The organism is Streptomyces sp. SID11385, assembly GCF_010548245.1.
GTDB lineage: Bacteria > Actinomycetota > Actinomycetes > Streptomycetales > Streptomycetaceae > Streptomyces.
In genome coordinates, this window is sequence record NZ_JAAGLR010000443.1 from 1 (window position 1) to 2,932 (window position 2,932).

The following is a 2,932-nucleotide window of genomic DNA, read 5'->3' on the forward strand; positions in this document are numbered from 1 at the left end:
CGTACCGTCCCCGCCGCCGCTACGGCCGCGACGGCCTCACCGCCGCGAAGGCGTCACCGCTGCGAAGGCGTCACCGCCGGCGGCGCGTCGCCCGCCGCCGTGCCCCACGCGGAGGGGCCGGTGCCGACCGTGAAGTCGAGCCGCCGGCTCTTCCGCAGGTCGTCCGTCGTCAGGTACGTGCGGTCCCACGCCTTGCCGTCCAGCCGCACCGACTGCGTGTACCGCTGCTGCGCCGACGTGCCCGGCGCCGTGACCGTGAACCGGCCCGCCGGGTAGTAGCGCTTGTCGAGCGTGAGGTCGACCCGGTCGAAGACCGGCGTCGACAGGCTCCACGTGGCGGTCCCCGGCTGCACCGGGTAGACGCCGATCGCCGAGAGCACCATCCAGGCCGACATCGTGCCGAGGTCGTCGTTGCCGGTCATGCCGGTCGGGGTGTCGGTGAAGAGCGTCAGCGCCGCGTGCACGACGTCGGTGGTCTTCCACGGCTGCCCCGTGGACAGGTACGTGTACGGGGCGATCAGGTCGGGCTCGTTCTGCGGGTTGTACTTGTCCGCGTTGTAGTAGTCGTACGGGCCGTTGACCCACACCTCGCGGGCCGTCTTCGCCGGGTCGGCCACGAGCTGGTCGTAGGCGAAGAAGGAGTCGAGGCGCTTTCGCGCCGCGTCCTGGCCGCCGATCAGGTCGATCACGCCGGGCAGGTCCTGCGGCACCATCCACTGGTACTGCCACGCCGTGCCCTCGTGGAAGCCCTCGCTCTGCGCCGGGTCGGCCGGGCCCGCGAAGGCGCCCGAGGCGTCGCGGGAGCGGAAGAAGCCGGTCGACGGGTCGAAGATCTTCCGGTAGTTCTGGGCGCGGTCCGCGTAGCGGCGCGCGTCCGCGTCGTGCCCGAGGTCCTTCGCCATCCGGCTCAGCATGCCGTCGGACAAGGCGTATTCGAGCGTCGCCGAACCGCCGTGGTCGAAGTCCGAGTCACCGGGCTTGGCGTGCGGGCGGTCCTTGATGTACGGCGCGAAACCGTCCTTCAGGTACTGGGCGTTGGCCTCGCGGCCGACCGCCGGGGACGCGGTGGGCGGCACCCCGTCCGCGTTCTTCTTCAGCGCCCGGTACGCCTCCTCCTCGTGGCCCTTGAGCAGCCCCTGCTGGTAGGCGTTGGTCAGGAACGGGGTGACCGGGTCGCCCGTCATGATGTTCGTCTCGACCGTCCCGTACCCCCACTTGGGCAGCCAGCCGCTCTCCTTGTCGACGCGCAGCACCGACAGTGCCATGTCCCGCGCCTCGTGCGGGGCGAGCAGCGAGAGGAGCTGGGTCTGCGTGCGGTACGTGTCCCACAGCGACCAGTTCTGGTAGTACGTGAAGCCGTCGGAGCGGTGCTTCTTCTGGTCCCAGCCGGTGTAGCGGCCGTCCACGTCCTCGCCCAGGTTCGGGGCGAGGAAGGACCGGTAGAGCGAGGAGTAGAAGGTGCGGCGCAGCGTGTCGTCGCCGCCCTGCGCCGCGACCGTGCCGAGCCGCTTCTCCCAGGTCGCGTCGGCCGCGTGGCGGGCCCGGTCGAAGGACGTGCCGCCCTCGGCCCTGAGATTGCGGGCCGCGCCCGTCGCGTCGACGTAGGACAGGGCGGTCGTCGCCTCGACGGTGCGGTCCTTGTGGGTGTCGAAGCGTACGTAGGCACCGTTGCCGCCCTCCTGCGCGGCCGAGGACTTCGAACCGGCCGTGACCTTGCCGTCCGCCCAGGTGCCGTAGGAGGTGAAGGGGCGGTCGAAGCGGGTGATCGTGTAGACCGTGTACGGCACGGTGTCCTGGCAGAAGCCCCGGCCGGTGATGGCGGTGCGGATTGTGCGGGAGTCGAGGACCTCGACCTTCGTGGAGACCGTGCGGTGCAGCGACTGCCCGGCGTTGAACAGGACGTTCGCCTTGTCCGTCGCGGGGAACGTGTACCGCTGCTTGCCGGTCCGCTCGGTCGCGGTCGCCTCGGCCTGCACGCCGTACGTCTTGAGGCCGACGCGGTAGTACCCGGGGTGGGCCTCCTCGTCGTCGTGGCTGTACGCGGAGGCGTACTTCGCGTCGTCCGTCTCGGTGACGTCCCCCGTCGTGGGCAGGACGGGCAGATCGCCGCCGAGCCCGCAGCCGACGCCCGAGATGTGGGTGAGGCTCAGGCCCCTGATGTGGTCCTGCTGGTAGTCGTAGCCGGTCGTGTGACCGGTGTCCGGGGAGAGCTGCACCATGCCGAAGGGCACCGCCGCGCCCGGGTAGGTGTTCCCCTCGTTCTCGGTGCCGATGAACGGGTTGACGAGGTCGGTGAGGTGGTCCCGCCCCGGCGCGTGCCCGGCGACCGCCTGCGCGGACGGCGCGAGCAGCACCCCGCCCACGAGCGTCCCGGCGAGCAGCGCGACCGCGCCCCGCCTGCGGAATCGATGAGGCCATGACATGTGAGGGATGCCCTCCAGCCGCTGAGACAACGTTGTCAGCGGGTCATTCTTCGACGGGGCGGGGGAGGGGTCAAGGGGGCGTGCCGAAGCGGGAGTTGCGGGGGCGGGGGCGGGGCCGGCTGCGGGTCCGGGGGCGGGGCCCTGGCCCCGGTGGCCCGGCCCCCTACCCGGGTACCGTCCGGCGCTGGCGTCCGCTACCCCCGTACCACCCCCGACGTGGCTCCCCGGTGTGATGCCCGGCCGTGAGGCGTCTTCCTACCTTCCCCCTCGTCAGCACGGACGAGACGGAAGGACGACGGGGGATGCGGCACCTCAGGGCAGAACACCGGGCAGGACGCCTCAGGGCGGGACACTTCCGGTCGGCGTTGATCAACCTCGCACTGACCACCTCGCTGGCCCTCGCGCTGGTCGGCGGGGCGGCCGGCTGGGCCTCGGCGAGCGGGGAGGCCGTGGCGGGGGACCCGCCGCCGGGGACGGCCGCCTGGCGCGCGGACGACTCCTTCGGCGGG

Annotated in this window: 1 protein-coding gene and 1 pseudogene; one reads left to right on the forward strand and one right to left on the reverse strand. The window is 72.0% G+C overall.

All coding sequences use genetic code 11. From position 1 onward, the window contains the following. Nucleotides 1-53: 53 nt before the first annotated feature. A complete protein-coding gene (locus G3I42_RS13640; RefSeq protein WP_203606764.1) occupies nucleotides 54-2,423 on the reverse strand; it encodes a GH92 family glycosyl hydrolase in 2,370 nt (789 codons plus the stop codon). Between the two features lie 302 nt (nucleotides 2,424-2,725). On the opposite strand from G3I42_RS13640, the pseudogene G3I42_RS13645 reads away from it, so the two are divergent. After that, a pseudogene (locus G3I42_RS13645) lies at nucleotides 2,726-2,932 on the forward strand (hypothetical protein); the annotation flags it as partial.

Coding starts and splice junctions, on each gene's coding strand:
- G3I42_RS13640 (WP_203606764.1), bottom strand. CDS start 2,423: ATGTCATGGCCTCATCGATTCCGCAGGCGGGGCGCGGTCGCGCTGCTC.